We start from the raw sequence: 26,615 nt of genomic DNA, 5'->3' as shown, positions 1-26,615 counted from the left end.
CTGCCGCTATCGGCGCGGCTCTGCTATGTTTGACGATCGGAAAATCGTCGGGCCGGGCGGAAGAACTCGTGAGGCCGATCGAGACGCGATATGCCCGCAGCGGGGACGTGCGGATCGCCTATCAGGTGGTCGGCCAAGGCGCGTTCGATCTTGTGTTCGTGCCCGGCTTCATCTCCAATCTCGACCTGCACTGGGAAGACGAAGGCTACAGCCGCCTGTTGAAGCGGCTTTCGGCTTTCTCGCGGCTCATCCTGTTCGACAAGCGCGGCACCGGACTCTCCGACCGTGTCGATACCCGTCATCTGCCGAGCCTGGAGACCCGCATGGACGACGTGCGCGCGGTGATGGACGCCGCCGGCAGCGGTCGGGCGGCGATCCTCGGCGCCTCGGAAGGCGCGCCGATGGCGATGCTGTTCGCCGCCACCTATCCGGAGCGGACGCGCGCGCTGGTGCTTTATGGCGGCTATGCGCATTTCTACAAATGGGTGATGCCGCCGGAGCGGCTGGAGGCCTTCATCGAGACGGCGGAGACGTCGTGGGGCACCGGCGCCACCTTGCCCAATTTCGCGCCTGGCCGGGTCGACGATGCGCATTTCGCCCAGTGGTGGGCCCGGTTCGAGCGGCTTTCTGCCAGCCCGACGGCCGCGGCGGCGCTTGCCCGCATGAACGCCGACATCGACGTGCGCGGCATCCTGGCGATGATCAGCGCGCCGACGCTGCTCATCCATCGCCGCAACGACGTCCGTGTCGACCCTGACGCCAGCCGCTTCCTGGCGAAGAAGATCCCGCATGCCCGGCTGGTCGAGATAGCCGGGCGCGATCATCCGATCTGGACCGGCGATGTCGATCGCGTTGCCGATCTGATCGAGGAATGCCTCACCGGTGAGCCCGCGGTGGCCGATACCGAGCGCGTGCTGGCGGCGCTGCTGGTGACGCGTATCTACGACACGGCCAGGCTCGGCGATCGCATGTGGAGCGAGCGCAGCCAGCGCTTCCAGGAAACCTGGCGGCTTCTTGTCGGCCGCCATGGCGGCCGCACGGCCGGCACGCATGGCGAATTGATGATGTCGCGCTTCGATGGGCCGGCGCGCGCCGTGCGCTGCGCCGCGGCATTGCGCGAGGCGGCGCAGCAGATCGGCGTGGCGAGCGCGCAAGGCGTGCATGTCGGCGAGATCGAAATGCGCGGCCAGCCGGTCGGGCTGACGGCGCGGGTGACGATGCAGCTCGCCACGCATGCCGGACGCGGCGACATCCTCGCCTCGCGGCTGGTCGCCGATCTCGCAACAGGCTCCGGCCTGCATTTCGTCGATGCCGGCCGCGTCAGCCTCGACGAGCTGGATGAGCCCATGCCGGCGGTTTTGGCGACGTCGGAGCAGCATCTGGAGCCCGCCTGCCGGCCCAGGGCAAGGCCGGCCGAGCCGCCGGCGCTGACGGCGCGCGAGAGCGAGGTGGTGAACCTGATCGCCGATGGCAAGAGCAATGCGGCGATCGCCGCCGAGCTCAGCCTCAGCGAGCACACGGTCAAGCGGCACGTCGCCAACATTCTGTTGAAGCTCGACCTGCCGTCGCGGGCGGCGGCGGCGGCATTTTCGGCGAGGCACACTGGCCCGGACGGGCCATGAGAGCCATGGCGCTTTCGGGGGAAGCGCCGGGGCTGCCACAAGCGATACCAATTCACCCCAGGCAGGCCGGGCGATGTCGCCGAAAGGGCGCTGCGAAATGGAGGATGAAATGCTGAAGCTCAATCGCAAGATCGGATTGCTGGCATTCGCCGCGGGCGCATTGCTGGCCATCACCCCTGCGCATGCTGAAGACGCGGCCAGCGCCGCCTACAAGGACATCCAGGCCACCCTCGGCTCGGTGCCTGACATGTTCAAGACCTTGCCCGACGTCGCGGTCGCCGGCGCCTGGGCCGAGATCAAGGGCGTGCAGCTCAACCCCAAGACCGCGCTCGACGGCAAGACCAAGGAGCTGCTGGGCCTTGCGGTCGCCGCGCAGATTCCCTGCCAGTACTGCATCTATTTCCACACCGAGGCCGCCAAGCTCAACGGCGCGAGCGACGAGGAAATCAAGGAGGCGGTGGCCATGGCGGCGATCGTGCGCCACTGGTCGACGATGCTCAATGGCAGCCAGGTCGACCTGGCGACCTTCAAGAAACAGACAGACGACGTGTTCGCGGCCGTCAAGGCCAAGTCGCAGTGAACGAAATCCCTGCCCGACAATGATCGCCGGGCAGTCCTTCCCTCGTCAACAGCCCGATCGAGAAGACGGGCACATGGAGGATGACATGCTAACCAAGACACAGACAGTGGACGGCGCGGCGATCAAGAAGGCGATCGAGGGCCGTGACGGCAAGCTCTTGTCGAGCTTCTACAATGACGACGCGCTGGTGCGGGTGATCGACCGCAACAATCCGCCGAGCAAGCCGCGCGAGATCCGCGGCCGGGCGGCGATCAGCACCTTCTGGGATGATATCTGCAGCCGGGCGATGACCCACAAGGTCGACACCACGATCGCCGAGGGCGACAGCCTCGCCTTCACCCAGGCCTGCGCCTACCCGGACGGCACGAAGGTGTTCTGCGCGACGATGCTGGAGCTGAAGAACGGCCGCATCGCGCGGCAGACCGTCGTGCAGGCCTGGGACGAATAGTTAACAGCGAGCTCAACCGCAAATCAGGGAGGAGAACCAAAATGTTCAGTGCCAGATGGCAGATCGACGCCAAGTTCGGTCACAAGCAGACCGCGCTCGAGCTGATGCGCAAATGGGAGCGCGAGATCGGCTCGCAGGTCGGGCTCGCCGACATGAAGTTCCAGCTCATGACCGGTTCCGTGGGCGCACGCGAAGCGACGATCGAGGCGCACCACCAGGTCGAAAGCCTGGCCCAGTTGGAGGAATTCTTCGCCAAGATCGCCAAGATCGACGCGCATGCCAAATGGGGCAAGGAGCTGGAGCCCTATGTAGTGTCGGGCACCAGCAAATGGACGATCTTCCGGATCGTGGAGTAGCGGCACCGAAGATCCGGGGCTGAGAGGCCGCCGGCGAGCACGAAGGCGCGAGCGGCTGCAATGCGAGCGGCCGCTCGTCATCATCAGATTGACAAGGCCAGGAACCGAGCATCTGGGCAGTCCCGGCGGCCATGGCTGCCTTGTTCATGGCTCTCCTGGGCCATACCCCGCTGGTCCTTTCGGGCGAAGCGGCGCGCACCGAATTGGTGCAATGTGCACTTCTTGCACCATCCAACGCACCCGCCCGTCGAGGCGGCATAAAGAAGCAACAAATGCGTCGCGCCGACGCCGCATGGCGATGGGCGCAATCAAGGGAGCAAACCTATGACCGACGAAACCCATGCGAAACTGCGTGAAAGCCTGCGCGGGGAGGTGATCCTGCGTGACGATGCCGGGTATGACGAGGCCCGCAGGGTCTATAACGGCATGATCGAAAAGCGCCCGCTGCTGATTGCGCGTTGCGCCGATGTCGCCGACGTGATCACCGCTATAAAATATGCGCGCGACAACGACCTGCTGATCGCCGTGCGCGGCGGTGGGCACAACGGCGCCGGGCTGGGGATTTGCGACAACGGGCTCGTTATCGACCTGTCGACGATGAAAGGGGTCCATGTCGATCCGAAAACGCGCACCGTCAGGGTCGGCCCCGGCTGCACGTCGGGTGACGTGGACCATGCCACCCATCCTTTCGGGCTGGCTGTCCCATCCGGGATCGTCTCGACCACGGGCGTTGCCGGTCTAACCCTCGGCGGCGGGACGGGCTATCTCACGCGCAGATACGGTCTCACCATCGACAATCTGGTCGAAGCCGATCTGGTGCTGGCCGACGGCAGCGTGGTGACTGCCAGCAAAGCGGAGAACCCCGACCTGTTCTGGGCGCTGCGGGGCGGCGGCGGGAATTTCGGCGTCGTGACGAGCTTCCTGTTCCAGGCCCATCCTGTGAACATGATCTTCGGCGGCCCGGTGTTCTGGGAGGCCAAGGATGCCCTGGCCGTCATGCAGACCTATCGCGACTACCTGCCGGAGGCGCCGGAAGATCTTGGCGCCTTTGTCGGCCTGAAGTCCGTTCCCTCGACCGATCCCTTCCCGCGCGAGTATTGGGGCAAGCGCGCCTGCGCAATCATCTCGTGCTACAACGGCACGGAGGAAGATGGGCGCAAGGCCATGGCGCCGCTGCTGGACACCTTGCCGCCGCCGATCTTCAACTGGATGGGCGTAATGCCGTACCCGGCGTTGCAGGCGCTGTTCGATCCGCTGCTTCCGAAGGGCCTGCAATGGTATTGGAAGGGCGATTTCGTCAAGTCGCTCCCCGACGAAGCCATCGCGACCCATATCGCGCAGGCCGCCCAGGCGCCGAGCGAATTGTCGCTCATGCATCTCTACCCGATCGACGGCGCCGTGCGCCGCGTCGGCAAGGATGAAACCGCCTGGAACGCGCGCGATGCAAGCTGGTCGATGGTCATCGCTGCCATCGATCCCGATCCGGGCAAGGCCGCCGACCTCACCAAGTGGGCCAAGGACTACTGGGCGAGCATCCACCCCCACAACGGCGAAGGCGGCTACGTGAATTTCATGATGGAAGATGAAGGGGAGGCGCGCGTGCGGGCGAGCTATGGCGCAAACTACGAGCGGCTGAGCCAGGTGAAACGCACCTATGACCCCCTCAACGTCTTCCGGGTCAACCAGAACATCAAGCCCGCGACATCGGAGATGGGCAGGACGGCTGCTTAGTTTTTACGCTGCCTCTGCCGACACAGGGATTGCCTCCGAATTGCTCTTCGCAATCCGGGTGAGGGGTGACTTGGCGCCAAGCTGGAACACCCCTCATCCGTCTCGGCGCTGCGCGCCGATCCACCTTCTCCCACAGGGGGAGAAGGGAAACTGCGCTACCCATGCGCCACCATCACATGCCGCACGGCGGTGTAATCCTCCAGTGCGTAGAGCGACATGTCCTTGCCGTAGCCGGATTGCTTCAGGCCGCCATGCGGCATCTCGTTGGTCAGCATGAAGTGGGTGTTGATCCAGGTGCAGCCATATTGCAGGCGGGCGGCGGTCGCCATGGCGCGCGAGACGTCCTTGGTCCATACCGACGAGGCAAGGCCGTAGTCGCTGTCGTTCGCCCAGCTCACCGCTTCGTCGACATCCGCGAAGCGGGTGACCGAAACGACCGGACCGAACACCTCGCGGCGCACGATCTCGTCCTCCTGCAGCGCGCCGGCGACGACCGTCGGCTGGTAATAGAAGCCGGAGCCCTCGCCCGGCTTGCCGCCGGTGGTGATCTCGATGTGCTTCAGTTCCGAAGCGCGCTCGACGAAGCTCGACACGCGGTCGCGCTGGCGACGCGAGATCAGCGGCCCGATCTCATTGTCCGTATCGTCCGGCTGGTTGTACTTGATGGTCGAGACCGCGGAGGAGAGGTCGGCGACGAGCTTGTCGTAGATCTTCTTGCCGGCATAGATGCGGCAGGCGGCCGTGCAGTCCTGGCCGGCATTGTAGTAGCCGAAGGCGCGCAGACCGTTGACCACGGCGCCGAGGTCGGCGTCGTCGAAGACGATGACAGGCGCCTTGCCGCCGAGCTCCAGATGCGTGCGCTTGACCGACTTGGCAGCTGCCTGCAGCACCTTCTTGCCGGTGGCGACGTCGCCGGTGATGGAGATCATGTTGACCTTGGGGTGGTTGATCAGCGTGTTGCCGACGCTGTCGCCGCGGCCGAGCACCACATTGACAACGCCCTCGGGCAGGATCTCGGAAAGGATCCTCGCGAGTTTCAGCGCCGTCAGCGGGGTCTGCTCCGACGGCTTGAAGACCACCGTGTTGCCGCCGCCGATCGCCGGGGCCAGCTTCCAGGCCATCATCATCAGTGGATAATTCCAGGGCGCGATGGAAGCGACGATGCCGATCGGGTCGCGCCGCACCATCGAGGTGTGGCCCGGAATATACTCGCCGGCCACCTGGCCCGGCATCGAGCGCACCGCGCCGGCGAAGAACCGGTAGCAGTCGACGATCGCCGGAATCTCGTCATTGAGCACGGCATTGATCGGCTTGCCGCAGTTCAGCGCCTCGAGCGCGGCGAACTCCTTCGCTTCGGCCTCGATGCGGTCGGCAATCTTGAGCATGTAGCCGGAGCGCTGCGCCGGCGTGGTGCGCGACCAACCGACGAACGCTCGTTCGGCGGCACTAACGGCAGCCTCGATCTGCGCGGGGCTCGCCTCCGGCAGGTTGAGGATCGTCGCCCCGGTTTTCGGATTGAGGATCGGCTCCTCGGCCTCGGTGCCTTTCTCGAATTTCGAGCCGATCAGCATTTGGGTGTTCATTGGATTTCTCCCTTAACAGGAGCGAATAGGGAGTAGCGAATAGCGAGTAGGGTTTGGCCATCGATTTCCCTATTCGCTATTTGCTATTCGCTACTCCCTATTCGCTGTTTTTCATTTTCCACTGCCCGCAATCTGATCGCCGTCGCGGGTCAGGTAATAGGCAAAGAGGATCGGCAGCAGCGTCACCAGTACGACGACCATGGCCACGACATTGGTGACCGGGCGCTGGCGCGGGCGGATCAGCTCTTCCAGCATCCAGATCGGCACGGTCTGCTGCTGGCCGGCGGTGAAGGTGGTGACGATGACCTCGTCGAAGGACAGCGCGAAAGCGAGCATGCCGCCGGCAAGCAGCGCGGTTGCGATGTTCGGCAACACGACATGCCGGAAGGTCTGAAAACCGTCGGCGCCGAGGTCCATCGAGGCCTCGATCATCGAGCCCGACGTGCGGCGGAAGCGGGCGACGGCGTTGTTGTAGACGACGACCACGCAGAAGGTTGCGTGGCCGAGCACGATCGTCCAGAACGAGAACGGGATGTCGGCGAGCGCGAAGGCCGAGCGCAGCGCGATGCCGGTGATGATGCCGGGCAGCGCGATCGGCAGGATGACCAGCAAAGAGATGGCCTCGCGGCCGAAGAAGCGCGTCTGCGAGACGGCCGCGGCGCAGAGCGTGCCGAGCACCAGCGCGATCGCCGTGGAGATGGCGGCGACGCGGACCGACAGCGACAGCGCCTCCCAGACATCCGGCCGGCTCCAGGTGACGGCGAACCATTGCGTGGTGAGCCCCGGCGGGGGCCAGACGAAACTCTTCTCTTCCGTCGTGAAGGCGTAGACGAAGATCAGCAGGATCGGCAAATGCAGGAAGAGCAGGCCGCAGGCGGCGGCGATCTTCAGGCCGAGCGGAGCGGATTGACCACGGTCAGAGCGCATCGAAAGCCCCCATGCGCTTGGCGCCCCAGAGATAGAAGCCCATGATGACGATGGGCACCACGGTGAAAGCGGCGGCCAAAGGGATGTTGCCGGCGGTGCCCTGCTGCGAATAGACGGCCTGGCCGATGAACAGCCGCGAGGTGCCGATGATCTGCGGGATGATGTAGTCGCCGAGCGTCAGCGAGAAGGTGAAGATCGACCCGGCGACGATGCCTGGCAGCGCCAGCGGGAACAGCACGTTGCGGAAGGTCTGTCCCGGCGAGGCGCCGAGATCGGACGAAGCCTCGACCAGATTGCCGGGCACGCGCTCGAGCGCGGCCTGAACGGGCAGGATCATGAAGGGCAGCCAGACATAGACGAAGACGATGAAGGTGCCGGTGAAGGAGACCGACAGCGAATTGCCGCCGACAACGGGGAGCGACAGCCAGGCCTCGAGCAGCCACAGAAGGTTCAGCTTGGCGAGCAGCCAGGTGAGGATGCCTTCCTTGGCCAGGATCAGCTTCCAGGCGTAGATCTTGACCAGGTAGCTCGACCACAGCGGCAGCATGACGCCGAGATAGAACAGCGCCTTCCAGCGGCCGCGCGCATAGCGCGCAGCATAATAGGCGATCGGGAAAGCAATGATCGCCGAAGCAAGCGTGACCAGCGCCGCCATCGTCACCGTGCGCAGGATGATGTCGAGATTGGCGGCTTGGAACAGGTCGCCATAGGTCTTCAGCGTGAACTCGCGGTTGATGAGGCCGGAAAACTCGTCGATCGAGAAGAAGCTCTGCAGGAGCAGCGCAAAGAGCGAGCCGATATAGACGATGCCCAGCCAGAGAAGCGGCGGCAGCAACATGAGCAGCAGCAGGAGTTTTGGGCGGCGCCAGAAGAGGTCGGAGAACGCGCCGCGCATGCCGCCGCTGCCTGGCAGGATGGCGGGTGTGGGGTTGGATTGAACAGCGGCGATGGTCATGGCGCCGCCGCGTGTTGAACGGAATCAGGGGAGAGGCCGCGATCCTTCGCCCCCCTCTTTGTCCTGCCGGACATCTCCCCCGCAAGGGGGGAGATTGGATGTCGCGGCCGCTTTCGCCAATTGCCAACGTGACAGGATTGGCGAGGCCGAGAAACTGCTGATCTCCCCCCTAGAGGGGGAGATGGCCGGCAGGCCAGAGGGGGGCGCCTCGCGCAAACCTTCCTCATGCCGGCTCGTCCATCAGATGCAGGCTGTCGCGGTTGAAGGTCAGCATCACCGCCTCGCCCTCGGCCGGCAGCGCCATTCCCGCCGGCACCACCGCATGCAGCCTCAACCCGTCGGCATCGAGCGCCAGCCTCGTCGTGGCGCCGAGATAATTGGTCCCGACCAGGCGGGCGGCGACACCGTCGCCGCTTGCCGCGCTTGAAATGCGGATCGACTCCGGGCGCAGGCTGCCCCAGCGGTGCTGGCCGGAATAGCGCTGGACGAAATCCGGCGGCAGCACATTCGACGAGCCGACGAAATCGGCGACGAAGCGCGTGTTCGGCCGCTGGTAGATATCCTCCGGCGTGCCGACCTGCATGATCTTGCCGTCGTTGAAGACGGCGATACGATCGGCCATGGACAGCGCCTCGCCCTGGTCGTGGGTGACGAAGACAAAGGTGATGCCGAGCACTTTCTGCAGCGACTTCAACTCCTCTTGCATGTTCTCGCGCAGCTTGAGGTCGAGCGCGCCGAGCGGCTCGTCGAGCAAAAGCACCTTGGGCTGGTTGACCAGCGCTCGGGCGAGCGCCACGCGCTGGCGCTGGCCGCCGGAGAGCTGGCCGGGACGGCGCGCGCCGTAGCCCGGCAGGCGCACCAGCGAAAGCGCTTCCTCAGCTGCCTTGAGCCGCTCGGCCTTTCCGACACCCTTGACCATCAGGCCGTAGGCGACGTTGTCGAGCACGTTCAAATGCGGAAACAGCGCATAGTCCTGGAAGACGGTGTTGACGTTGCGGCGATAGGGCGGAACGCCTTCGGCGCGCTCGCCGAAGATGGAGATCGAGCCTGTCGTCGGCTGCTCGAAGCCGGCGATCAGCCTGAGGCAGGTCGTCTTACCGGAACCGGACGGACCCAGCATGGCGAAGAACTCGCCGGGCACGATGTCGAGATCGACAGCGTCGACGGCGCGCACGCTGCCGAAATGGCGCGAGACTTGTTTGAAGGAAACGGCAGAGGTCATGGGCCCAGTCAGTTCAGTTGCCGGTTAAACGAAGGCGAGTTCGCACGGCGCCCTGCTTCCCCTCGATGGGGAGGTCGCGGCGAAGCCGCGGGTGGGGGTGGTTGGCGCCAATGTCCATGCTGACCCCCAACCCCGACGCTACGCGTCGACCCTCCCCACAAGGAGGAGGGTAAGGGAGCTCACCGGCCGCCGATGACGCCGATATAGTCAGACACCCAGCGGTAATAGGGCACGCACTGGTCGTTCTGGCTGGCGCATTTCGACACCGGCGTCTTCCAGAACTTGATCTTGTCGAAATTGTCGTAGCCGTTGGTCTTGCAGCCCTCGTCGGTCAAAAGCTCGTTGCCCTTGCAGGCGGCGGGCACGACCGGGAGCGAGCCGAACCATGCCGAAACGTCGCCTTGGACCTTCGGCGACAGCGAATGCTCGAGCCACATATAGGCGCAGTTCGGATGGGCAGCGTCGGCTTCCATCATGGTGGTGTCGGCCCAGCCGGTGACGCCCTCTTCCGGCACGGTCGAGGCGACCGGCTTCTTGGCGGCGACCAGCGTATTGACCTGATAGGGCCAGGAGCCGGAAGCGACCACGCCCTCGTTCTGGAAGTCGTCGACCTGGATCGCGGCATCGTGCCAGTAGCGGCCGACCAGCGTGCGCTGCGTGCGCAAGAGTTCGAGCGCCGCCTTGTACTGGTCTTCGTTCAACTCGTAGGGATCCTTGATGCCGAGCTCCGGCTTGTGGAACATCAGATAGTTGGCGGCATCGGCGATGTGGATCGGGCCGTCATAGGCCTGGACGCGGCCTTTGTTCGACTTGCCGTCGGGCAGCTTCATTTCCTCAAAGACGACGTTCCAGCTCTTGGGCGCTTCCTTGAAGACTTCGGTGTTGTACATCAGGATGTTCGGACCCCACTGGTAGGGAACGCCGTAATGGACCTTGTCGACGGTGAACCAGGGCGCGTCCTTCAGGCGGTTGTCGACGGTCTTCCAGCTCGGGATGAGATCGGTGTTGATCGGCTGCACGCGCTTGCCGGCAACGAGGCGCAGCGATGCATCGCCCGAAGCGGTGACCAGGTCGAAGCCGCCCTCGTTCATCAGGGAGACCATTTCGTCCGAGGTGTTGGCGGTCTTGACGTTGACCTTGCAGCCGCTTTCCTTCTCGAAAGCCGTCACCCAGTCGTAATTCTTGTCGGTCTCGCCGCGCTCGATATAGCCGGGCCAGGCAACGATGTTGACCTCGCCCTCGCCCTTGCCGAGCTCCTTGACCTGGGCCATGGCCTGACCGGAAAAAGTCAGCGCGACAGTCAGCGCCGTGCACGACTTCAGGAATGCATTCATCGTCGATCTCCCATTGCTAGGGGCCGCGCTCTCGGGGCGCGGCTTTGTTCCCTGAGCGAAAGTGCGGTGAAAAATCCGGTTTCGCAAATTCATTTATCAGAAAGCCGATATCGGTTTTACCGATACTTTGTTTGACGCAATTCCGGACGGAAGGCTACGGCGAAGTCGCCGAACCCAACCGCTTCACACTTTTCCTGGAATTGCGTGATCACGGCCGTTGGCGCACCATGCGCTGCGACTGCGCGAGGCCGATGAAATCGCGAGCCGCCTGCGGCAGGGCGGAGCCGCGACGCCACACCGTGCCGACCTGGACCACCGGCAGCGAGCCGGAAACGTCGCGCGATTCGATGCGGTCGCCTTCCAGCGACCAGGGCCTGTAGACGAGGTCGGGCAGCAGCGCCACGCCGGCGCCGGTGGCGACCAGGCTGCGCACTGCCTCGACCGAGCGGGTGCGGAAGGCGACATGCGGCCTGGCGCCGATCGCCGACAGCAGCTTGCCGGTGTTCTCCTCGATTTCGTCGACCGTGAGCATGATCAGCGGCTCGGAGACGATGTCATTGACCCCGATGATGTCGGCGCTGGCGAGCCTGTGGCTGAGCGGAATCCACAGCCTGTAGGCCGAGACTTCCAGGATTTCCGACTGCAGCGCCGTGCGGTCGCGCAGGTTTGACGTCACCATGACGGCGATGTCGAGCTTGCCGCCGACCAAAAGGTGCTCGAGATAATCGCCATTGTCCTCGATTGCGGAGACCTCGACGCCGGGATAGGCGCGCCGGTAGCGGGCGAGCAGGTCGGACAGCACATAGCCGGCGACCAGCGAGGTGACGCCGAGCTGCAGACGGCCGCCAGCGGCGGCCTGCTCGCTGGAGAAAGAGCGGCGCGCGTCGGAAACGTCGGCCAGGATCTTGGTCGCGTGGCGCAGGAACTGGTGGCCCTTGTGGGTGATGTTGAGGCCACGTGGATGGCGCTCGAAGAGCTCGACGCCGAGATCGCTCTCCAGTTCCTTGATCGCCTCGGTGACCGAGGACTGGGAAATCGACAGGTTCTGCGCGGCGCCCGAGACGGTGCCCTGCTCGGCGACGGCGACGAAGAACTGCAATTGGCGGATGGTGAAAGCCATGGCCGGACTAAACACCGGCCAACGTGGCGTTGGGAAGTGGGGCAAGCTCCGAAACTTGACCACCTTCCGATTCGTAACTAACTAAGTTACATGAAACGCAACAGCCGACTGTCCTCGACCCTGCATATCCTCGTCCATATGGCCGACGCTCCCGAGCGGGCGCTGACCTCCGAAGAGCTTGCCGGCTTCATCCACACCAATCCGGTTGTGGTGCGCCGCACCATTGCCGGGCTGCGGGAGGCCGGCATCGTCACCTCGTCGCGCGGCCATGGCGGCGGCTGGCAACTCGGCCGCGCGCCGGACAAGATCTCGCTGGCCGAGATCAGCGGCGCGCTCGGCGAAACGCTGTTGCCGTTCAGCACCGAGCCGGAAAGTCCCGGATGCCTTGTCGAGCAGGCGGTGATCGCCGTGCTCGACGACTTTCGCCTGGACGCGGAAAGGCTGCTCACTGAGCGGCTCAGCCATATCACGCTGGCCGACCTGGCGGCCGATTTCCGCCGCCGTTATGACCTCATTGGAGTATCCAGCCATGCAGTATGATGTGATCGTCGTCGGCGGCAGCTTTGCCGGCCTGTCCGCCGCCATGTATGCGGCGCGCGGGCGGCGCAAGGTGCTGGTGATCGATGCCGGCGAGCCGCGGAATCGATTTGCCGAACATTCGCACGGCTTCTTCGGCCAGGACGGACGGGCGCCGGTGGACATTCTCGGCGAGGCCAAGGCACAGCTGCTCGCCTATCCCGCCGTCACGGTGATCGAGGGCCGCGCCGAGCGGGCGGCAATCACCGACACCGGCTTCGAGGTCCGGATGGACGATGGCGAGGGTTTCGGCGCGACGCGGCTGGTGCTGGCCACCGGCGTCCGGGACATCCTGCTGGACGTTCCAGGACTTGCCGCGCATTGGGGCAAGACGGTGCTGCATTGTCCTTATTGCCACGGCTACGAGGTGGCCGGCGGGCCGCTCGGCGTGCTGGCGACTGGACCGATGTCGCTGCACCAGGCCGAGCTGATTTCCGACTGGGGCGACGTCACGCTGTTCGCCGACGGTTTGTTCGAACCGGACGCTGACCAGGCGCGGGCGTTGGAGAAGCGCAACATCCGGTTCGAGCGGGGTAAGGTGAGCGAAGTGCAGAACGACGGGTCCGGCGGCCTGGTCGTCAGGCTCGACGGCAATCGCAGCGCGAGCGTGCGTGCGCTGTTCACCGCGCCGCGCAATGTGATGGCAAGCCCGCTCGCCGAGCAGCTGGGCTGCGCCTTCAACGAAGGCCCGCTCGGCAAGGCGATCGTCGTGGACGACAAGCAGCAGACATCGGTGCCTGGCGTCTTCGCGGCAGGAGACGCCGCGCGCCTGATGCACAACATCGCCTTCGCGGTGTCGGGCGGCGCGATGGCCGGGGTTGCGGCGCACCAGTCGCTGGTGTTCGGCTAGGTCTTATCCCTTAGGCGACGTCAGGCCGCGGCGATACTGACCCGGGCGCCGGCCTGGCTCAGCGCGGCGGCTATATCGCGCGGCGGCGGCTGGTCGGTGGCGAGCTCGGAAAAGCCGTCGAAGCCGCAGACCCGGACCAGTCCCTGGCGGCCGAACTTGGAATGGTCGGTGACGACCAGCGAGCGCTGGCCGCGCGACAGCACCATGCGGGCGAACTCCGCCTCGTCCAGATCATAGTCGGTCAGGCCGGCGGCCGCATCGACGGCTCCGATCGAGATCACCGCATGGTCGACCGAAAAGCGGCTGACGAACTCGATCGCCGAAATGCCGAAAGCCGCGCCCGAATCGCTGCGCAGCTCGCCGCCCGCCATGTAGACCTTGTTGCCGTTCACCGTCGCCAGCGTGCGGGCAATGTCGGAGGAATTGGTGACCACCGTCAGCCGGCGATGGCCGAGCAGCTCGCGCGCAAGGAAGGATGTGGTCGTGCCGGTATCGAGCATGATCGCCTCGCCATCGCGGATCGTAGCCGCGACCATCCTGGCGATCAGGCGCTTGGCTTCGGCATTTTCGCGCATGCGCCGCTCGAACGGCGCCTCGCCCACAATCGAGGCAAGGCCCACGGCGCCATGCATCTTCAGCACCGACCCGTCATCGGCGAGCGGCTTGACATCGCGCCGCACGGTTTCCAGCGAGACGCCGAGCCGCTCGGCGAGGCTGGCTATGGTGATCGTGCCCTCCTCGCTGAGGAGCCGCAGGATTTCGCCGTGCCGTTTCGAATGGATCATCGGTGTGTCCGGGAATTCTGACCGAATTTAAGGCTTTGCCGACGCTTTGAAAGGAGTCGCTTATATTTTCGGGCAAAACACCCAAAAAAGGTCACAGCTTTTGGATTGACAGCGCTGCCACGCTGGCGTGACATTGACCTTGTGACAGGCTCGGAACTGCCGCGGGAGGGTGATGGCAGAGCCGCAACCTAGTGACCAGATCGCCTGGAACCAGCCAGGCGCGAGCTTTTATCGAATCCGCGGGGGCGGATGCCGGGATATCATACCTGGCCAAGGGGCTCGTCGGTGCGGTGCGGGATACCGATCCTGGCGTCTCGCACCGACGAGGCTTTTTCATGTTCTCCCAGCCTTGTTTTCCGCGGGACCGGTTGGGGCCGGAGCGAAGCCGTGAGTGCCGAAGACCGCATCCGCGCCTTGCCGTGCTGGAACGGCGGCATCGAGATCGAGCCGCTGCCGGGCGGCCTCAGCAACGCCAATTTTGTCGTCACCGACGCGGCCGGGCGGCATGTCGTGCGCTTCGGCCAAGACTTCCCGTTCCACCATGTCTTTCGCGAGCGCGAGGTGATGACGGCGCGGGCGGCGCATGCGGCGGGCTTCGCGCCGGCCGTGCACTATGCCGAGCCCGGCATCCTGGTGACGGAATTCCTCGGCGCCAGGACCTTCCTGGGAGAGGATGTGCGGACCAATCTCGGCCGCGTGGCGGCGCTGCTGCGCGGCTTTCACCGTGAGATGCCGAAGCATGTCTCCGGCGCCGGCTTCATGTTCTGGGTGTTCCACGTCATTCGCGACTATGCGCGCACGCTGGACGAGGGCGGCAGTCGTAAGAAGGGCGAGCTGCCACGTTATCTGGCCCTGGCGGACGAGCTCGAGCGGGCGCAAAAACTGCTGCCCATCGTCTTCGGCCATAACGATCTTTTGCCGGCAAACATCCTCGACGACGGCAAGCGACTGTGGCTGATCGACTTCGAGTATGCCGGCTTCAACACGGCAATGTTCGACCTCGCCGGTGCCGCCTCGAACGCCGGCCTGAGCGATGACGAATCCTTCGCCTTCATGACCGCCTATTTCATGAAGGAGCCGGACGGCGAAATCCGCCGATCGCATGCCGCCATGCAATGCGCCTCGCTGCTGCGCGAAGCGATGTGGAGCATGGTGTCCGAGCTTTATCTCGACGCGCCCGGCATCGACTATGTCGCCTATAGCGAGGAAAACCTCGTCCGGCTCGACGCGGCGCTGGACAACTACCGGACGAAATACGGAACCAGATCATGACCTTGCCCAGCCATGCCGAAATCGTCGTCATCGGCGGTGGCATCATCGGCTGTTCCACTGCCTACCACCTGGCGCGCGACCATAGGACGGATGTGGTGCTGCTCGAGCAGGGCAAGCTGACCTCTGGCTCGACCTGGCACGCCGCCGGCCTGGTCGGGCAGCTGCGCTCCTCCGCCTCGATCACGCGCGTGCTCAAATATTCGGTCGAGCTTTACAAGGGGCTGGAGGCCGAGACGGGCCTGGCGACCGGCTGGAAGATGACCGGCTGTCTGCGGCTGGCGACGAATGCCGACCGCTGGACCGAGTTCAAGCGGCTGGCGACGACGGCCAAAAGCTTCGGCATGGATATGCAGCTGCTGTCGCCGGCGGAGGTGAAGCGCATGTGGCCGCTGATGGAGACAAGCGACCTTGTCGGCGCTTCCTGGCTGCCGACCGACGGACAGGCGAGCCCCTCCGACATCGCCCAGTCGCTCGCCAAGGGCGCCCGCATGCATGGCGCGAAACTGTTCGAGGGCGTGCGCGTCACCGGCTTTACGATGAAGGACGGCCGCATCACGGCGGTGAAGACTTCACAAGGCGACATTGCCTGCGACAAGGTGGTGAACTGCGCTGGACAATGGGCAAGGCAGGTCGGCGCGATGGCCGGCATCAACGTGCCGCTGCAGCCGGTCAAGCACCAGTACATCATCACCGAGAAGATCGCGGGCCTTGCGACCGACGCGCCGACAATCCGCGACCCCGACCGCCGCACCTATTTCAAGGAAGAGGTCGGCGGGCTGGTGATGGGGGGCTACGAGCCCAACCCGCAGGCCTGGGCAACCGGACTTCCCGGCGGCGATGTCCCGAACGACTGGGAATTCCGCCTGTTCGATGACGACTACGATCATTTCGAGCAGCACATGACCCAGGCGATCGCGCGTGTTCCGGCGCTGCAAACCGCCGGCGTCAAGCAGATGATCAACGGATCGGAGAGTTTCACGCCGGACGGCAACTTCGTCCTCGGCGCAGCACCGGAATGCGCCAACATGTTCGTCGGCGCCGGCTTCAACGCCTTCGGCATCGCTTCCGGCGGCGGCGCAGGATGGGTGCTGGCGCAATGGGTGGTCGACGGCGAGGCGCCGCTCGACCTCTGGGTGGTCGACATCCGCCGCTTCTCCGGCCTGCACCGCGACCGCGACTGGGTCCGCGACCGCACGCTGGAGGCCTATGGCAAGCATTACACGATCGGCTTCCCGCACGAGGAGTATCTCTCCGGGCGGCCGCGCATCGTCTCGCCGCTCTATGAGCGGCTGAAGATGCATCGCGCCGTGTTCGGCTCCAAGCTTGGCTGGGAGCGGCCGAACTGGTTTGCGCCGGATGGCGCGGCCGCCGAGGACGTCTATTCGATGGGCCGCCAGAACTGGTTCGGCCCGGTCGGCGACGAGCACCGTCATGTGCGCGAGAAGGTCGGCATCTTCGACCAGTCCTCCTTCGCCAAATACGAGCTGACCGGCACTGACGCGCTGAAGGCGCTCGACTGGATCTGCGCCAACGACGTCGACAAGCCGGTCGGACGGCTGACCTACACGCAGCTTCTCAATACGCGCGGCGGCATCGAGGCCGACCTCACCGTGTCGCGGCTCGGCGAGAACCGGTTCTACATCGTCACCGGCACGGGCTTCCGCACGCATGACCTCTCCTGGATCGGCGACCATATAGGCCACGGGCTGGATGCCAGGCTGACCGACGTCACGGAGGATTTCGGCACGCTGTCGCTGATGGGGCCGCGCGCCCGCGACGTGCTGTCGGCGGTGACGGACGCCGATGTCTCAAACGCCGCCTTCCCCTTCGGCCATGCGCGCGAGATCGCAATAGCCGGCCACAGCGTGAAGGCGCTGCGCGTCACCTATGTCGGGGAACTGGGCTGGGAGCTGCATGTGCCGATCGCCGCCACCGGCGAGGTTTTCGATGCGCTGATGGCGGCGGGCAAGGCGCATGGCATTCGCCCGGTCGGCTACCGGGCGCTGGAATCGCTGCGACTGGAGAAGGGCTATCGCGCCTGGGGTTCCGACATCACGCCGAACGATATGCCGCAGGAGGCGGGGCTCGGCTGGGCCGTGAAGCTTCGCAAGAATACCGACTTCATCGGACGCCGGGCGCTGGAGAAGGCAGCCGGCAAGCCGCCGATGAAACGCTTTGCCGGCTTCACGGTTGACGACCCGGAGATCGTGCTGGTCGGACGCGAGACGATCCTGCGCAATGGCGACCCGGTCGGTTACCTGACCAGCGGCGGCTACGGCTACACGGTGGGCAAGAATATCGGCTACGGCTATGTGCGCAATGCCGACGGCGTCAGCGACGATTTTCTGGCCTCGGGCGACTATGAGCTTGTCGTGGCGATGGAGCGCACGCCGGCAAAGATCCATCTCGAGCCGATGTATGACCCGGCCGGGGCAAGGATAAAGGCTTGATCGACGAAACGGTCAGCTGACACGCAGCACAAGTCCCCTGCTCGGCACGGTATCGGACTCGCCCGGCATCGAGGCGTAGGGCGCCGTTTCCTCGAGGCGCTTCAACCTGCCCTGAACCTCAAGTCCGGCAATGCGCTCGGCGAAGCCTGATTGCCACAGCGTGTTCTTGACGGTCAGCACGATGATCCCGCCTGGGCGGCAGATGCGGATCAACTCGTCCAGTCCCTCAGCCCCGACATGGCCCGAGGTGAAGACGCCCGCCGAAACAATGCCGGCATAGGCGCCGTCGGCGAAGGGCAAAGTATCGCCCATCGCCAGGCGATGCAGTGCACTGTAGACGCCCTTGGCGTCGGCCTTGTCCAGCATGCCTTGCGAGATGTCGAGCGCCTCGACCTTCGGATAGCCGGTGATGGCCAGCCATTCGCCGATCAGGCCGGTGCCGGCGCCCGCATCGAGCAAGGGTTCGGCGCCGCGCGGCAGGTGCCTGGCAAGCAGCGCCAGACAGATCGTCGGGTGGCGATAGCCGGCGGCCGACATGTCGGCATCATAGGTCTCGGACCAGCTGTCATAGATCGCCGCCACTTCCTCAGGCCGCTTCGCGGCGTAGGCCGCGCTTAGCGAGCCGCTGTGCTTGCCGTCCGCCATTTCTGCTCCCGCCGCCGATTCGTATCCGCAATGGTAGCCAAGCGGCAAAAACTGTGGAACCGTTCCGCTGTAAAACATCGTGTGATGGTAAAGGGGATGACGATGGACGAGGCGCGCGCCGCGTTGGCCACCATTCCGGCGCTGGCAGGCTATGACGGGCCGCTGGAGCGTTTGGCCGGCCTGACCAACAAGGTCTACCGGGCCGGCGAAGCGTGTCTGCGCATTCCCGGCAAGGGCACGGAAGAATATATCAACCGCACCAACGAGGCAGTGGCGGCACGCGAAGCGGCCAGGGCCGGAGTCAGCCCCGAGGTGCTTTATGCCGATCCGGCGTCCGGCCTGATGGCGACGCGCTTCATCGCCGGTGCCGAGACGATGTCGCCGGAGAAATTCAAGGCGCGGTCGGGCAGCCCCGCGCGAGCGGGCTACGCCTTCCGCAAGCTGCATGCTTCGGGCGCGGTGTTCCCCTTCCGCTTCGAATTGTTCGCGATGATCGACGACTATCTCAAGGTCTTATCGACGAAGGACGTGGCGCTGCCCGCCGGCTATCACGACGTGGTGCGCGAGGCAGGCGCGGTGCGCGCCGCGCTTGCCGCGCACGCCATCCCGCTCGCCGCCTGCCACTGCGATCCGCTGTGCGAAAATTTCCTCGATACGGGCGAGCGGATGTGGATCGTCGACTGGGAATATTCCGGCATGAACGATCCGCTGTGGGACCTCGGCGACCTTTCGGTCGAGGGCCGGTTCGATGCGGACCAGGATGAGGAACTGATGCGCGCCTATTTCGGCGGCGAGGCGAGGCCGGCGGCGCGCGGACGTATCGTCATCTACAAGGCGATGTGCGACCTTTTATGGACGCTCTGGGGATTGATCCAGCTCGCCAACGACAATCCGGCCGACGATTTCCGCGCCTATGCCGACGGTCGCTTTGCCCGCTGCAAGGCGCTGATGGAGACCGCGGAATTTTCGCGGCACCTCGCTGCCGTGCGCGCGGGTTAGGCACCGGAAAAGCCAAGCCTTCAAGCTTTTGTTTTCATACATGTCGTTATCGCAAAACCGCTGCACACTTTTGCGCGACATGCATTAATTCACGCCCTTCAGCACGTTCTCCGGCGGCACCTCGGTCTCCACCACCTTCTGGCGATGGAAGATGAACATGCCGGCAAGCACGACGATGGCGGCACCGACGAGAATGCGCGGGCCGGGCATGTCGCCGAAGAAGGCCAGTCCGAAGACCACCGCCCACAGAAGCAGGCTGTAGTGCAGCGGCGCCAGCGTCGAGGCCGGCGCCAGCTTCAGCGCCCTCGTGATCATCAGATGCGCGGCGCAGGAGACGACACCGAGTAGTAGCATGGCGCCGAAATCGAGCGCCGACGGCGTGCGCCAAGCACCGATGGTGAGCAGGCCGCCGACAATCAGCGTGCCGATCGTCTGCCAGGTCACCAAAGTCGTGTCGCTGGTGCCGCGCAGGAGGCGGCCGAGGATGATGGCAAAGCCGAAGGCGATACTGCCCACCAGCGCGAAGGCCGATGACAGCGAGAAGGCCGCCGAGGACGGCTTGAGAATGATCAGCACGCCGCAGAAGCCGACCAGGATCGCCAGCCAGCGCCGCCAGCCGACCTTTTCGCCGAGCAGCAAGTGCGACAGCGCCGCGACATAGATCGGCCCGGCCATGTAGAAGCTCATTACGTCGGCGAGCGGCAGGTAGACGACCGCGGCGTAGAAAAGCCCGGTATCGGCGGTGGTGGCCACGACACGCAGGAACTGCAAAACCGGCCGGTCCATGTGAAACAGCCTGGCCGTGCCCTGGTTGGCGATCATCGGGCCCAGCACGATGAAGGCGCCGATCGAGCGGATCAGCACCACCTGCCCGACTGAAAAGGAGGCGACCAGCCATTTGCCCATCGCGTCGTTCAGCGCGAACATGAAGTCGCCGGCCAGCATCAAGGGGATGCCGGCGAGCAACATGTTCCTGATCGTGAAATTTCGGGCGAGCAAGGCCATGCCGCTCCCTAGCCGCAAGCGGCCGGCTTGACGAGGGAAAATGGGGCGATCGGTAAGACCAGCGGCGGAAATCGGCTGGTTCTAGCCGGCCTTATGCCGCCTGTTCACCTGCGCCGGCCGTCCCGCGATCGAAAGCCGCGTTTCCTGCTTCGTCCGCTCAGCCACCACCTTGCCCCTGGCGATGACGCAGAGGCGTTCGGGGCGCAGGCGAACGGCCTCGATCGCATTGCCGGCATCGAGCACAACGAGGCTCGCCCGCTTGCCGACGGCAAGGCCCAGATGATCGAGCCCCATGATGGCGGCGTTGACGTTGGTCACCATGTCGAAGCAGCGCGCCATGTCGGCCGGGCTCGACATCTGCGCGACATGCAGGCCCATGAAGGCGACGTCGAGCATGTCGGCGGTGCCCAGCGAATACCAGGGATCGAGCACGCAATCCTGGCCCCAGCCGACGCGGATGCCGAGCGCCTGCATCTCCTTGACACGGGTCAGGCCGCGCCGCTTCGGGAAGGTGTCGTGGCGCCCCTGCAGCATGATGTTGATCAGCGGATTTGGGATTGCCGATACACCGGCCTCGGCGATGAGCGGCAAAAGCTTCGAGACGTAATAATTGTCCATCGAATGCATCGATGTGAGGTGCGAGCCGGCCACCCTGCCCTGCAACCCAAGGCGCTGCGTTTCATAGGCCAGCTGCTCGATATGGCGCGACAGCGGATCGTCAGTCTCGTCGCAATGCATGTCGACCATCAGGCCGCGTTTGGCCGCGATCTCGCAAAGCTCGGTCACCGAGCGGGCGCCCTCGGCCATGGTGCGCTCGAAATGCGGGATGCCGCCGACGATGTCGACGCCCATGTCGAGCGCGCGGATGGTGTTTTCACGAGCATTCGGCGAGCGGTAGAGGCCGTCCTGCGGAAACGCGACCAGTTGTAGGTCGATATAGGGCGCGACGGTTTTCTTCACATCGAGCAGGGCTTCCACCGCGAGCAGCCGGTCGTCGCAGACATCGACATGGCTGCGGATGGCGAGCAGGCCCATCGACACGGCCCAGTCGCAATAGGCGAGCGCGCGCTCGCGCACGGCCTCATGCGTCAAAAGCGGCTTCAGCTCGCCCCAGAGCGCGATGCCCTCGAGCAGCGTGCCCGACGCATTGATGCGCGGAATGCCGTAGGAGAGCGTGGCGTCCATATGGAAATGCGGATCAACGAAAGGCGGCGAGACGAGATTGCCGCTCGCGTCGATTTCGGCCGGCGCCGAACCCTGGAGCTTTGGTTCGATCGCGACGATGGTCTCGCCCGCAATCCCTATGTCGGCAATCCTGCCATCCGGCAGCGTGCCGCCGCGCACGATCAAGTCGAAATCCATCTGCCGTCGTCCCCAATACCAGAATCGGCTGCTATCGTGACCGAAAAGACAGCCTGCCGCAGCCTTTTCTTTCCCTCGACGGCGAAAGGTTCCATCCGGCCTCAACTCGCTCTATAAGCCGCCACGCGCCCTTGTGGCGAATCCGAATTTCTCACAGCCAGCCATAGGATCGGCCGTTGTTTCGCTTCTTCCGCTCGACGGAAAACCAACGCCTCATCGCGAGGCTGGTAAGAGAATCCTTCCACGACCATAAGTTCGGCTATGGCGCGGCCATATTGTCGATGCTGGTGGTCGCCCTCATGACGGGGGCAAGCGCCTGGATCCTGCGCGAAATCACCAACGAGTTCGTGGTCTATAAGCGGATAGACCGCGTCAACCTGATTGCCGGGGGTGTGGCGGCGATCTTTGTTCTCAAGGGCATCGCGACTTTCGTCCAGACCTATTTCATGAGCCGCGTCGGCAATGCCATCATTGCCGACCGGCAGCGCAAGATCTACGACCGTATCCTGGCGCAAGGCATCGAATTCTACCATTCGACCTCGTCTTCCGACCTGATCACCCGCATGACCAACAACGCGCAGGCGGCGCGCAGCGTGCTCGACCTCGTCGTCACGTCCTATGTGCGCGACCTGGTGACGTTGGTTGTGCTGGTGATGGTCATGGTCTGGCAACAGCCGGCGCTGTCGCTGATCTGCTTCGTCGTCGGACCGGTGGCGATCTACGGCGTCAACCGCATCCTGAGACGCGTCCGCAAGATCGCGGCGATGGAATTCATCTCGCTCGGCCAGATCGTGCATGTGATGCAGGAAACGGCGATCGGCGTGCGGGTCGTCAAATCCTTCAATCTCGAAGCCGCTATGCGCAAGCGCATGCACAAGGCGGTGTCGGACGTCGAAACCCGTGCCAACAACATCGCCACGCTGGAAGCCGCCACCAGCCCGGTGATGGAAACGCTGGCCGGGCTGGCGATTGCCGGCGCCGTGCTGGTCAGCGGCCTGCTGGTGCTGCAGGGCGGCCAGATGCCGGGCAACATCATGGCCTTCATCGCCGCGCTGCTGCTGGCCTATGAGCCGGCAAAGCGCCTGGCCCGCGTCCGCATCTCGCTGGAGACGGGCATTGTCGGCGTGCGCATGATGTTCCAGCTCGCCGACCGGCCGCTGACGCTGGCCGAGAAACCCGGCGCCACGCCGCTCCAACCCGGTCCGGGCGAAATCCGCTTCGACAATGTCAGCTTCGCCTATCCGGAAAGCCCTCCGGTGTTCGAAGGATTCAACCTGACGCTTGACGCCGGCAAGATGACGGCGCTGGTCGGACCGTCGGGCAGCGGCAAGTCGACGATCCTGAACCTGATCATGCGCATGTATGATCCGCAGACCGGCAAGGTGATGTTCGACGGCCAGGACATCTCGTTCGCGACGCTCGATTCGCTCAGGCGCAAGATCGCCTATGTCAGCCAGGACACGTTCCTGTTTGCCGGCACCGTCATGCACAACATCCGCCTCGGCCGCGAGGACGCGACCGACGAAGAGGTGATCGCCGCCGCCAAGGCCGCCAACGCGCATGACTTCATCAGCGCCATGACCAAGGGTTACGACACGGAGGTCGGCGAGAACGGCTCGCTGTTGTCCGGAGGCCAGCGCCAGCGCATTTCGATCGCGCGCGCCATGCTGCGCAACGCCGAGATCCTGCTGCTCGACGAGGCGACCAGCGCGCTCGATGCCGAATCGGAAGCGCTGTTCCGCGACGCGCTGCAGCAGCTTACCGTCGGGCGCACGACGATCGTGATCGCGCACCGGCTGTCGACCGTGCACCAAGCCGACACGATCGTGGTGCTGGAAAAGGGCAAAGTAGTGGAAAGCGGCCCGCACAAGACGCTGCTCAAGCAGGGCGGGCTCTACCAGAAGCTTTATGAATATCAGCTGATGCCGTGACGCAGCGCCTCTCCTTCTCCCCCTGCGGGAGAAGGTGTCGCCGAAGGCGACGGATGAGGGGTGTTCCAGCTTGGTGGCGCCGTTCATCCAGTCGGAATTTGCGAGCGTCTCGCTCCGCTGGAGCACCCCTCATCCGTCTCGGCGCTGCGCGCCGATCCACCATCTCCCCAAGGGGAGAAGGGGAAGCGCTCCTTACTCCGGCACTTTGCGCACCGCGCCCTTGTCGGCGCTGGTGGCGAAAGCCGCATAGGCACGCAATGCCGTCGTCACCTTGCGCTTGCGCTTCTCGGCCGGCTTCCAGGCGTCTGCGCCCTTGGCGTTCATCGCAGCCCGGCGCGCTTCGAGCTCGGCATCGCTGATGGCGAGGCGAATAGTGCGGTTGGGTATGTCGATCTCGATCGTGTCGCCTTCCTGGACCAAGCCGATGGCGCCGCCTTCGGCGGCTTCCGGCGAGACGTGGCCAATGGAAAGGCCCGACGTGCCGCCGGAGAAGCGGCCGTCGGTGATCAGCGCGCAGGCTTTGCCGAGGCCCTTCGACTTCAGGTAGCTGGTCGGGTAGAGCATCTCCTGCATGCCGGGGCCGCCGCGCGGTCCCTCGTAGCGGATGACGACGATGTCGCCGGCCTTGATCTCGTTACCGAGGATCGCCTTGACCGAGGCGTCCTGGCTTTCGAAGACGCGGGCCGGGCCGGTGAATTTCAGGATGGATTCATCCACGCCGGCAGTCTTCACGATGCAGCCGTCGAGCGCCAGATTGCCCTTCAAGACGGCAAGACCGCCATCCTTCGAGAACGGCGTCCTGGCCGAGCGGATGACGCCCTTCTCACGGTCGAGATCGAGTTCGTCCCAGCGGCGGTCCTGGCTGAAGGCGACCTGGGTCGGCACGCCGCCGGGAGCGGCGAGGAAGAAGTCGCGGACGTTTTCGGCAGAGGTGCGCGAAATATCCCAGTGGTCGAGGGCCTCGCCGAGGGTCGCCGTATGCACCGTCGGCAGGTCGCGATTGATCAGACCGGCCTCGTCGAGCTGGCCGAGGATGGCCATGATGCCGCCGGCGCGGTGGACGTCCTCCATGTGCACGTCGGACTTGGCCGGCGCCACCTTGCAGAGCACCGGCACCTTGCGCGACAGCCGGTCGATGTCCTCCATGGTGAAGTCGACCTCTCCTTCATGCGCGGCGGCAAGGATATGCAGCACCGTGTTGGTCGAACCGCCCATGGCGATATCGAGCGCCATGGCGTTCTCGAAGGCGCCCTTGGAGGCGATGCTGCGCGGCAGTGCCGTCTCGTCGTCCTGCTCGTAATAGCGCTGGGCGAGATCGACGATGAGATGGCCGGCCTCGACGAACAGGCGCTTGCGGTCGGCATGGGTGGCCAAGGTCGAGCCGTTGCCCGGCAGCGACAGACCCAGCGCCTCGGTCAGGCAGTTCATCGAATTGGCGGTGAACATGCCGGAGCAGGAGCCGCAGGTCGGGCAGGCCGAGCGCTCGATGACCTTGACGTCCTCATCGGAGATCTTGTCGTCGGCGGCCGCGACCATGGCGTCGACCAGATCGAGCGCCTGCGCCTTGCCGGCCAGCACCACCTTGCCGGCCTCCATCGGACCGCCGGAAACGAAGACGGTCGGGATATTGAGGCGCAGCGAGGCCATCAGCATGCCGGGGGTGATCTTGTCGCAGTTGGAGATGCAGACCATGGCGTCGGCGCAATGCGCGTTGACCATGTATTCGACGGAATCGGCGATCAGCTCGCGCGACGGCAGCGAATAGAGCATGCCGTCGTGACCCATCGCGATGCCGTCGTCGACCGCGATGGTATTGAACTCCTTGGCGACGCCGCCAGCCTTCTCGATCTCGCGCGCGACGAGCTGGCCGAGATCCTTCAGATGGACATGGCCCGGCACGAACTGGGTGAAGGAATTGACCACCGCGATGATCGGCTTGCCGAAATCCGAATCCTTCATGCCGGTGGCGCGCCAGAGGCCGCGAGCGCCGGCCATGTTGCGGCCATGGGTGGTGGTGCGGGAACGATAGGCGGGCATTCGATTGTCCTTGCTGGCTGGCCACACCGATGCGCGGCGGGCGGCGCTCGAATTTAGTCGGCAGCGGTTATAGCGGCCATGTCTCGGCATGACCACCATTTTGCGCTGCGACAGCATGCTTCGGCAAATTTGCGCTTTTCAGAAAATTTTTGTTGCCGCTGTCGGATGACGCTTCGCTGAAGCGTCCTTGAGGCAGACGGCATCGAAATGGCACGAAATCGCCACCGAACCGTTTGACAACGAAGCCAACATGAAGCCCGAGGAGCAAGGCATGCAGAAGATCACCACCTTCCTGTGGTTCGACGACCAGGCCGAGGAGGCCATGAACCACTACATCTCCATCTTCAAGAATTCGAAGGTGCTGAGCGTGACGCGCTGGCCCAAAGGCCATCCCCAGGAAGGCCAGGTGCTGGTCGCCTCGTTCGAGCTCGACGGCGTGCAATTCCAAGCCCTCAACGGCGGGCCGCAATACAAGTTCACCGAAGCGATCTCGCTGTCGATCGACTGCAAGACGCAGGAAGAGGTGGATCATTTCTGGACCAGGCTCACCGAAGGCGGCGAACCGGGACGCTGCAGCTGGCTGAAGGACAAGTTCGGGGTTTCCTGGCAGGTCGTGCCGGAGCAACTGCCGCGGCTGCTTCAGGATCCGGACCGCGAGAAAGCCGGCCGCGTGATGTCCGCGATGATGCAGATGGGCAAGATCGAAATCGACAAACTGGAAGCGGCGGCGAAGGGGTGAGCACTTTTTCCTTCTCCCCTTGTGAGGGCTTTGCACGGGAGAGTGAATTCTGTTTGTTGGGCTAATGAGGCGTTTTTTGAAGGCCA

Annotated in this window: 23 protein-coding genes; 12 read left to right on the top strand and 11 right to left on the bottom strand. The window is 64.6% G+C overall.

Features of this window, described 5'->3' with window-relative positions; all coding sequences use genetic code 11:
- The first annotated feature begins 68 nt into the window (after positions 1-68).
- The 5 genes from LB526_RS22675 to LB526_RS22655 all read left to right on the top strand — a co-directional run bounded on the left by LB526_RS22675 (position 69) and on the right by LB526_RS22655 (position 4,737).
- On the top strand, positions 69-1,622 hold the full coding sequence (locus LB526_RS22675; RefSeq protein WP_224629897.1) for an alpha/beta fold hydrolase: 1,554 nt from the start codon (positions 69-71) through the stop codon (positions 1,620-1,622).
- Between the two features lie 109 nt (positions 1,623-1,731).
- Positions 1,732-2,202 carry a carboxymuconolactone decarboxylase family protein gene (locus LB526_RS22670; RefSeq protein ID WP_224629896.1) on the top strand — a complete coding sequence of 157 codons (471 nt, stop codon included), beginning with the start codon at positions 1,732-1,734 and terminating at the stop codon, positions 2,200-2,202.
- Between the two features lie 85 nt (positions 2,203-2,287).
- Positions 2,288-2,650: a nuclear transport factor 2 family protein gene (locus LB526_RS22665; RefSeq protein WP_224629895.1), complete on the top strand. Its 363-nt coding sequence runs from the start codon at positions 2,288-2,290 to the stop codon at positions 2,648-2,650.
- Between the two features lie 41 nt (positions 2,651-2,691).
- Positions 2,692-3,006, top strand: coding sequence for a hypothetical protein (locus tag LB526_RS22660; RefSeq protein ID WP_095766062.1), 315 nt, complete (start codon positions 2,692-2,694; stop codon positions 3,004-3,006).
- A gap of 324 nt (positions 3,007-3,330) precedes the next feature.
- Positions 3,331-4,737 (top strand): FAD-binding oxidoreductase, encoded by a 1,407-nt coding sequence (locus LB526_RS22655; RefSeq protein ID WP_224629894.1) that lies wholly within the window; start codon positions 3,331-3,333, stop codon positions 4,735-4,737.
- Between the two features lie 155 nt (positions 4,738-4,892).
- Here the strand turns inward: LB526_RS22655 and LB526_RS22650 are convergent, their stop codons facing one another.
- From LB526_RS22650 to LB526_RS22625, 6 genes are all read right to left on the bottom strand, one after another.
- Positions 4,893-6,320 (bottom strand): gamma-aminobutyraldehyde dehydrogenase, encoded by a 1,428-nt coding sequence (locus LB526_RS22650; RefSeq protein WP_224545152.1) that lies wholly within the window; start codon positions 6,318-6,320, stop codon positions 4,893-4,895.
- 111 nt (positions 6,321-6,431) lie between these two features.
- Complete coding sequence (locus tag LB526_RS22645) at positions 6,432-7,247, bottom strand: ABC transporter permease (RefSeq protein WP_224545151.1); 816 nt, start codon at positions 7,245-7,247, stop codon at positions 6,432-6,434.
- The gene (locus LB526_RS22640) at positions 7,237-8,202 is read right to left on the bottom strand and encodes an ABC transporter permease (protein ID WP_411967983.1); all 966 of its coding nucleotides are present in this window, start codon (positions 8,200-8,202) and stop codon (positions 7,237-7,239) included. Before LB526_RS22640 ends, LB526_RS22645 begins: the two co-directional genes overlap by 11 nt.
- Positions 8,203-8,425: 223 nt before the next feature.
- Positions 8,426-9,424: an ABC transporter ATP-binding protein gene (locus LB526_RS22635; protein ID WP_224545150.1), complete on the bottom strand. Its 999-nt coding sequence runs from the start codon at positions 9,422-9,424 to the stop codon at positions 8,426-8,428.
- 179 nt (positions 9,425-9,603) lie between these two features.
- Entirely contained in the window at positions 9,604-10,758 is a 1,155-nt protein-coding gene (locus tag LB526_RS22630; RefSeq protein WP_224629893.1) for an ABC transporter substrate-binding protein, read from the bottom strand.
- A gap of 208 nt (positions 10,759-10,966) precedes the next feature.
- Positions 10,967-11,878, bottom strand: coding sequence for a LysR substrate-binding domain-containing protein (locus LB526_RS22625; protein WP_140629159.1), 912 nt, complete (start codon positions 11,876-11,878; stop codon positions 10,967-10,969).
- Positions 11,879-11,968: 90 nt separating this feature from the next.
- Between LB526_RS22625 and LB526_RS22620 the strand changes: the two genes are divergently transcribed.
- Positions 11,969-12,418: an RrF2 family transcriptional regulator gene (locus LB526_RS22620; RefSeq protein WP_224629892.1), complete on the top strand. Its 450-nt coding sequence runs from the start codon at positions 11,969-11,971 to the stop codon at positions 12,416-12,418.
- Complete coding sequence (locus LB526_RS22615; protein ID WP_224629891.1) at positions 12,408-13,304, top strand: NAD(P)/FAD-dependent oxidoreductase; 897 nt, start codon at positions 12,408-12,410, stop codon at positions 13,302-13,304. Before LB526_RS22620 ends, LB526_RS22615 begins: the two co-directional genes overlap by 11 nt.
- 20 nt (positions 13,305-13,324) lie before the next feature.
- On the opposite strand, the gene LB526_RS22610 is transcribed toward LB526_RS22615, so the two are convergent.
- Positions 13,325-14,089, bottom strand: coding sequence for a DeoR/GlpR family DNA-binding transcription regulator (locus LB526_RS22610; protein WP_095766071.1), 765 nt, complete (start codon positions 14,087-14,089; stop codon positions 13,325-13,327).
- A 387-nt stretch (positions 14,090-14,476) separates the two neighbouring features.
- Between LB526_RS22610 and LB526_RS22605 the strand changes: the two genes are divergently transcribed.
- Positions 14,477-15,361: a phosphotransferase gene (locus LB526_RS22605; protein WP_224629890.1), complete on the top strand. Its 885-nt coding sequence runs from the start codon at positions 14,477-14,479 to the stop codon at positions 15,359-15,361.
- Positions 15,358-17,811 carry an FAD-dependent oxidoreductase gene (locus tag LB526_RS22600; protein WP_224545145.1) on the top strand — a complete coding sequence of 818 codons (2,454 nt, stop codon included), beginning with the start codon at positions 15,358-15,360 and terminating at the stop codon, positions 17,809-17,811. Before LB526_RS22605 ends, LB526_RS22600 begins: the two co-directional genes overlap by 4 nt.
- 12 nt (positions 17,812-17,823) lie before the next feature.
- Here the strand turns inward: LB526_RS22600 and LB526_RS22595 are convergent, their stop codons facing one another.
- Positions 17,824-18,456, bottom strand: a complete 633-nt coding sequence (locus tag LB526_RS22595) for a class I SAM-dependent DNA methyltransferase (RefSeq protein ID WP_224526937.1) — start codon at positions 18,454-18,456, stop codon at positions 17,824-17,826.
- Positions 18,457-18,552: 96 nt separating this feature from the next.
- Between LB526_RS22595 and LB526_RS22590 the strand changes: the two genes are divergently transcribed.
- The gene (locus tag LB526_RS22590) at positions 18,553-19,455 is read left to right on the top strand and encodes a phosphotransferase family protein (protein ID WP_224526940.1); all 903 of its coding nucleotides are present in this window, start codon (positions 18,553-18,555) and stop codon (positions 19,453-19,455) included.
- Positions 19,456-19,539: 84 nt separating this feature from the next.
- Here LB526_RS22590 and LB526_RS22585 read toward each other — a convergent pair whose 3' ends face one another.
- Together LB526_RS22585 and LB526_RS22580 are read right to left on the bottom strand one after the other, a co-directional pair.
- Positions 19,540-20,460, bottom strand: coding sequence for a DMT family transporter (locus LB526_RS22585; RefSeq protein WP_224629889.1), 921 nt, complete (start codon positions 20,458-20,460; stop codon positions 19,540-19,542).
- Positions 20,461-20,541: 81 nt separating this feature from the next.
- Positions 20,542-21,822, bottom strand: coding sequence for an amidohydrolase family protein (locus LB526_RS22580; RefSeq protein ID WP_224526946.1), 1,281 nt, complete (start codon positions 21,820-21,822; stop codon positions 20,542-20,544).
- A gap of 176 nt (positions 21,823-21,998) precedes the next feature.
- Between LB526_RS22580 and LB526_RS22575 the strand changes: the two genes are divergently transcribed.
- Positions 21,999-23,753, top strand: a complete 1,755-nt coding sequence (locus LB526_RS22575) for an ABC transporter ATP-binding protein (protein WP_224545144.1) — start codon at positions 21,999-22,001, stop codon at positions 23,751-23,753.
- Positions 23,754-23,945: 192 nt separating this feature from the next.
- On the opposite strand, the gene ilvD is transcribed toward LB526_RS22575, so the two are convergent.
- Positions 23,946-25,790, bottom strand: a complete 1,845-nt coding sequence (gene ilvD, locus LB526_RS22570) for a dihydroxy-acid dehydratase (RefSeq protein WP_224526950.1) — start codon at positions 25,788-25,790, stop codon at positions 23,946-23,948.
- Positions 25,791-26,061: 271 nt separating this feature from the next.
- Between ilvD and LB526_RS22565 the strand changes: the two genes are divergently transcribed.
- On the top strand, positions 26,062-26,529 hold the full coding sequence (locus LB526_RS22565; RefSeq protein ID WP_224545143.1) for a VOC family protein: 468 nt from the start codon (positions 26,062-26,064) through the stop codon (positions 26,527-26,529).
- Positions 26,530-26,615: the final 86 nt, after the last annotated feature.

This window comes from Mesorhizobium sp. CA6, from assembly GCF_020165035.1.
Taxonomy (GTDB): Bacteria; Pseudomonadota; Alphaproteobacteria; order Rhizobiales; family Rhizobiaceae; genus Mesorhizobium.
The sequence above is the reverse complement of the archived record's forward strand: the minus strand, read 5'-3'. Positions and strand labels throughout refer to the sequence as shown.